The 6,104-nt window shown below is 46.0% G+C and carries 6 protein-coding genes and 1 rRNA gene; 6 read left to right on the top strand and 1 reads right to left on the bottom strand.

Features of this window, described 5'->3' with window-relative positions; genetic code table 11:
* Positions 1-93: ribosomal RNA gene (rrf, locus tag CRO25_RS31190) — 5S ribosomal RNA — on the top strand; the annotation flags it as partial.
* A 293-nt stretch (positions 94-386) separates the two neighbouring features.
* Positions 387-824 carry a hypothetical protein gene (locus tag CRO25_RS31185; protein ID WP_079697642.1) on the top strand — a complete coding sequence of 146 codons (438 nt, stop codon included), beginning with the start codon at positions 387-389 and terminating at the stop codon, positions 822-824.
* Between the two features lie 651 nt (positions 825-1,475).
* Here the strand turns inward: CRO25_RS31185 and CRO25_RS31180 are convergent.
* Entirely contained in the window at positions 1,476-2,000 is a 525-nt protein-coding gene (locus CRO25_RS31180) for a hypothetical protein (protein ID WP_063568461.1), read from the bottom strand.
* Between the two features lie 594 nt (positions 2,001-2,594).
* Here CRO25_RS31180 and CRO25_RS31175 point away from each other — a divergent pair.
* The 4 genes from CRO25_RS31175 to CRO25_RS31160 all read left to right on the top strand — a co-directional run bounded on the left by CRO25_RS31175 (position 2,595) and on the right by CRO25_RS31160 (position 6,102).
* Positions 2,595-2,780: a sigma factor G inhibitor Gin gene (locus CRO25_RS31175; protein ID WP_024633689.1), complete on the top strand. Its 186-nt coding sequence runs from the start codon at positions 2,595-2,597 to the stop codon at positions 2,778-2,780.
* 339 nt (positions 2,781-3,119) lie between these two features.
* Positions 3,120-4,916: an aminotransferase class I/II-fold pyridoxal phosphate-dependent enzyme gene (locus CRO25_RS31170; RefSeq protein WP_079697641.1), complete on the top strand. Its 1,797-nt coding sequence runs from the start codon at positions 3,120-3,122 to the stop codon at positions 4,914-4,916.
* Positions 4,917-5,011: 95 nt separating this feature from the next.
* The gene (locus tag CRO25_RS31165) at positions 5,012-5,440 is read left to right on the top strand and encodes a CidA/LrgA family protein (protein ID WP_079697640.1); all 429 of its coding nucleotides are present in this window, start codon (positions 5,012-5,014) and stop codon (positions 5,438-5,440) included.
* Positions 5,410-6,102 (top strand): LrgB family protein, encoded by a 693-nt coding sequence (locus CRO25_RS31160; RefSeq protein WP_079697639.1) that lies wholly within the window; start codon positions 5,410-5,412, stop codon positions 6,100-6,102. Before CRO25_RS31165 ends, CRO25_RS31160 begins: the two co-directional genes overlap by 31 nt.
* Positions 6,103-6,104 lie beyond the last annotated feature (2 nt).

Raw genomic sequence — 6,104 nt, 5'->3', positions numbered from 1 at the left:
CCACACGTACCCATCCCGAACACGACCGTTAAGCCCTCTAGCGCCGATGGTACTTGGACCGCAGGGTCCTGGGAGAGTAGGACGCCGCCAAGCAAAGAACCACTGCCGATGTTATTCGGTGGTGGTTTTTATTTGTGTTTATAAGCAAAAATGAGGGAATAGCTAGTTGAAGATGGATTTAATTCTGGCTTTGGAAGCTGATATAAATAGAGGGTGGATTGACTTTCAAAAGAGGGTAAATGAATGACTTAAAAAAGTCTTGAAATGAAGGTAACATTTTTGTTACGGAAAACGCATTCGAAACCAGTATAATAGGACTATGTTAAATATGCTAAAAGTACCTGACCACAGAGCTGGAATGTGCAGCTGTGAAAAGGAGGGTGTGTGTGATAAGTTGGCGAAGACTAGTTCTTCATTCGTTTCTCTTGCTTGGCCTGATAGGCGTGCTTGTAGGATGCGGTGAAGCAGGATCTGCATGGACTTCTTATGAAGGAGCGGTAAACGAGAAGGGTTTCCCGGTTCCTAAAGTGGCGAATAAATCTGACCAATCTGAAAACAATTCGGATATGGATTATGTTCGATATACGCTATCTGGTATTAGTGAGAGCACTAGTATTCCTGAGGTGTATCTAGACGAGATTAAGAGCTGGGGATGGACAGAAAAGCAAGCCAAGAGTACTTCCAATGACTCAAGTTCCCTACGTGTATTTGCTAAAGAAGGGCATACTGTACATCTAGCTGTACATGATGGTTTCTTCACGGTGATGGTTCCGAAAAGTGAAGCTGCCCAGACGACAGTAAAATCACTTGATGATGATGACTGAATGAGTTGTGTTTTGATGTAATGGTTCGACAATTAACGGTGTAATGGTCCGTATGATAGTAAAGCTCCCGATCTCTGATCGGGAGCTTTTTGTATTTATTTTTTGTCTGTCATGAATCATATTAGATGAGCAATGAATCGTTCGGAGGTTTTCTTTTGGAGGTAACTTAACCAGGAGCTGTAGAGAGGCAGGCTTCAGCACTCACACAGGAGACATGAGCATAGATAGCAAAGATAGTAGGTACCTGTAGAGGCTGGTATCAGTCGTCTATAGAGCAAGTAAACATAGAAGAGGGGGGAAGATACCGAAAGGAGGTCGATTATGAGCCTACTACGTACTCAATATCAGAAAAGGTATTCAACAAGCTAGGACGTGGCAGAACCGGAAATGGATGTACTGCGTTGGGGATAACCGTTTTAACTATACCCATGCTGTGGATAAGGGAAAAAGAGAGGTGAAATAAATAAAGGTTATCCACTGTGGATAACCTTTAAGGTTTGGAAGCATGACGCAGTAATCAAGGAAGAGTGTCATAGGAGTGGTTGCGTCAGTTTGAATAGAAGGTATGGATGAGCTTTAGCGTTTTATGTATTACTGGTTTCAACTATACATTGCGTTAGGCAAGGTTATAGGTAAAGGATAGAAGAACAATTATTGCAGGTAGTAGGAGACATCTTGTTCATTTAATTTGATAAGCCCGTCCTTACGTTCGCGTGAAAGAACAAGTACAACATATAGACGTGGTACAAGCAGCCACAGATGCCAGAAAATCAACGATAGGGTGAAGGACAAGGGTGACCATATTAAACAGACGGTAATGATACATAGCCCAATCCAGCTCATATTGAGGTGGACCCGGACGAACATGCGGTAGCTGAAATGTTGGTCTGGAATATAGCCGAACCAAGGCATTTTGAGGTTCCAGCGCCAACGACGTGCATAGGAGGTACGGACCAGCAGTAATATGGTTCTGGCAATGACATAATGAATCCATAGTGTGATCGGTCCTGCCAGGATAAAGTAGAAGAGGCCGGTCCAGGAGAATGCTAACAGATTAAACAAAAGCATAATGACAGGCAAAGACAGATAGCTAAAGATTACGCTGCGGGCAATGGCCTTTTTTTTCAGAAGCCGGTATTGATAAAAGGTTGCTTTATTCTCCGGTTCGGCGATCATACGATTACAAATCCTCCTTCTGGGATCACGTTCATTTGTAATAGGTATTCGTTTTCATAAATAAGGAAATGGATGACGCAGAGTTACATATATGAACCTTGTATGGACTCCAGATTGATGTACAAGATATGGAAGTAGATTAATCATATACAAGTATACCTTTGAACGACCTGGCTGTCAGGTTCGGAATGGTGATGTATTATATATCGGCTGAAAATCCAAGTTTTTTTAAGATTATAGAATATAAGTTTTTTATAGCTGTAGGGGGAGGAGGTAATCACATTAGAAATATAATGAAGTGCGGGGATGTTTCTTGTAATGACTGTCCATTCATGCTTTTCATATAATAGAAGAAATTGCAGGTCTGCGAGGTTTTAGCTACGTTATAAGTAAGGAGAATGGCTAACAAATGCAGGCTGTCTGGCTGAAGTATAGAACGAATGGCATTTTTCTTTTGTTTGTTTTCGGTACAGACACCCATAGAGGGGTAGGCGAATATATATATTTTATAGAAAGAAAGCACTATGAAAAGGTTTAAAATAATAGAAACTGTGCAATACTGATAGTAATACGTTAAACAAGGTGGGATGGTTGATGGAAGGACACGCCGAACACACATGCATTATCTGCGAACAGACCAAAAGAGAAGGCATTTTTATTGTATCTGAATTTATATGTGACGCTTGCGAAGCAGAAATGGTTCATACGGATGCACAGGATGCCAAGTACAATTATTTTATCCATCAGATGAAGCAGATTTGGGTGCAAAAGAACGCATAAAGAGCGTTAAATCATATTAGTGAAACATCACATTGATTTGTATCAATGTGCATAGAGGCCCTAGGGGCCTTTTTCTGTTTCTATCAGGTAAATAGGAAGGGGAAAATGGACATGATAAGCACCCATGGGGTGACAGAATATGTTGCTACTGCATCGTTGGAAACGGCGGTTTGCACGGGGACTGGACAATTGCTGATATAATAAAAGGAGGAGTGATTTACCCACACGTTTTGATACAGCAGATCTTAGAAGAGAAACAAGTGTGGAGAGGTCTCGGTAGTTAGAGAGAGTATTGGTACGACCGTATCAAAATTTATGAATGTACAGGATGATTATTCAATGGAACATAAATCAAATACCGCACCTTTATATGAGGCGTTGCTTGCTTATCGTGATTCAGGGCAGCGTTCTTTTCATGTACCTGGGCACAAGAATGGACAAGTCTATCGAGGGTTACTGGAGCAAACGGACCAGCAGCAGTTAGAGGGGGCAGCGGGTGAAATTCACCGTAATGAGGGTGAGGCGAAGGGAAAACAAAGTTGGGGACGGTCAGTAACTGATGGGGAAGAGCGCTTCAGGCAAGCTGAGGAAAAAAGGCATGGCAATGAAACTGACGCATCTGCAGCAGATGTTGTACCGGTGAGTGCGTTTCTGGAGATGATGCGGCTGGATGTAACGGAAATCTCGGGGACGGACGATTTGCATCATCCAGAAGGGGTTATATTGGAGGCACAGCAGCTGGCAGCAGATTGTTTTGGAGCAGAGGAGAGCTTTTTCCTTGTCGGAGGCAGTACGTCTGGTAATTTGTCTTTGCTGCTGACCGTATGTAATGAACCTAATAGTCTTGTACTGGTACAGCGTAATGTGCACAAGTCCGTCATTCACGGGTTGATGCTGGCAGGCGCAAGGGCTGTATTCCTGGAGCCATGGGTTGATCCTGCGAGTGGACTTGCGGTGATGCCGTCGCTTGAGACGGTACAGGCCGCTGTCCAGGCATATCCTGAGGCAAAGGGAGTACTTGTAACTTTGCCCAATTATTACGGCATGGGCGCTGATCTGAAGCCCATTGCTGAGGTGTGCCATGAGGCAGGCATGCCGCTGCTCGTGGATGAAGCGCATGGCGCGCATTATGGGCAGCATCCGGAGCTGCCAGCTTCTGCGCTGTCCTGCGGAGCGGACGGTGTGGTGCAGTCGACCCACAAGATGCTGTCTGCTTTCACCATGGGAGCCATGCTACACGTTCAGGGACCACGGTTAAACCGGTCCCTGCTGCGTCAGCGTCTGGCTATGGTGCAAAGCTCAAGCCCATCGTACCCGGTGATGGCTTCGCTTGATCTGGCGCGCCGCCTGCTGCATACGCAGGGCGCGAATGCCTTCACGGCGGGGCTTGCCGCCGTGGACGCCTTTAAGCGCGGCCTTGCGGAGCTGCCGCGCTTTCAGTTGCTGCAGCCGGGCCAACTGCTGCAGCAAGAGCCGCCAGCCGGGGCGAAGCCGGCAACTGGCGGTAAGTCGGAGGCCGCCAGTGCACCGGGGCGGCCTGAAGCTCTGCCCGCGGCGGCGTTGCCTTCAGCCGCGGGATACACCGCTCAGGACCCGTTCAAGGCCGTCATTTATGACGGCACAGGGGTGCTGAGCGGTTATGGGCTGCAGCAGCAGCTGGAAGCATGCGGCTGCGTGCCCGAAATGAGCGACGAAAGATACGTCGTCTTGCTCTTTAGCCTGGGCTCGACGCTGCGCGATGCCGAGCACCTGTTGCAGGCTTTACGCCAAATCAGCCTTGAACAGGAGCAGAGCCAATCTCTTGGTGAGCAATCACAGCGTTTTACAAAAGATTCTGCAAATTATATTTCCACGTGGAACAATTTTCAAGAAGGAACTCCTTTTTCGGAGCCTATCCCGTTTACGTTGCAGCCGATTATGGAAGAGGATACAACAGAGGTATCCATTGATAAATGTGTAGGTCTTCGCTCTGCGGAGATGGTCATTCCATATCCGCCCGGCATACCTCTTGTGTACGCTGGTGAGCAAATAAGTGCGGCCATGATATCACGTATTAAGCTACTGAGAGATGAAGGAGCCAGGTTCCACGGCGTATCGGATACTTCGCTGCAATCATTGAAAATCATCAGGGAATAATTGAGTTTAGAAGACACGCTTTGGATTTTATGCAAAATGCTCAAACAAGTTAAGACATCATTGTTGTCTGGACATAAGAAAGAAGGGAACAAACTTTGGATATTCCGCTAAAAAAATATACGGGAATAGTCCTGCAAGTCATACTGATGTACGGGTTTTATTGGATAGGAAACCTGATTCAGGCTGTATTGCATCTGCCGTTAACAGGAAGTATTGTCGGGATGCTGCTTCTATTCATCGTCATTCAACTGGGATGGATCAGAATAAGTTGGGGCGAAGAAGGATCATCCTGGCTTCAATCGAATTTGCAATTATTGTTTATCCCTCCCACGGTGGGCATTATCAATCATTTTGATTTTTTTAGAGCCAATACGCTGCTGCTTGTTCTGGGGTTAATCATTAGTACATTAATTACTTGTCTGTTGTCTGCGAAAATCAGTGAATGGCTCATGGCGTGGAGATCGACGCATCAAGGTAAGAAGGAGGCGATCTCATGCTCGCATTCATCCTCGGAATCGGAATGATTGCCTTGACCGTGGCTATATATATTCCGGCGACTCATTTATATAGAAGGTTGAAGTGGCCGATCCTTATGCCCGTCTTGACGGCAACGACTGTAATTGTACTGATTCTGATCATTTACGGTATTAAGCTCGATACGTACATGCTTGGTGGCAAATGGATACAGGAGTTATTGGGGCCGGCTGTAGTTTCCCTGGCATTCCCTTTGGCGAAACACCTTGATGTACTGAAACGGAATATTATCCCGATATTAGGGGGGACCTTGGGTGGAAGCATCGTTGGTATGTCCACAGGGGCCGCCATATCGCTGCTGCTCGGTTATCCGCAAGATATCGTTATCGCATTATTGCCCAAATCCATTACGACACCCGTTGCCATTCAACTGGCTGATCAGGTGGGAGGAAATTCATCCTTCACTTCGTTATTTGTGATGATAGCCGGATTTTCGGGGATATTATTGGGACCTATGATATTGAAATGGGCCAGAGTAAACAGCAAAAATGCGTATGGGATCGGACTCGGCTCGGCTTCCCACGCATTGGGTATGGCAAGATCCTTTGAGTATGGAGAAAATGCGGTAGCACTGAGTTCCGTATCCATGATTGTCAGTGCTATTGCTGGCTCTGTCATGCTCCCTCTATGGGTATGGCTGATTTACGGGTGATC

The sequence above is a fragment of the Paenibacillus sp. RU5M genome (assembly GCF_900221055.1).
Classification (GTDB): domain Bacteria; phylum Bacillota; class Bacilli; order Paenibacillales; family Paenibacillaceae; genus Paenibacillus; species Paenibacillus marchantiae.
The sequence above is the reverse complement of the archived record's forward strand: the minus strand, read 5'-3'. Positions and strand labels throughout refer to the sequence as shown.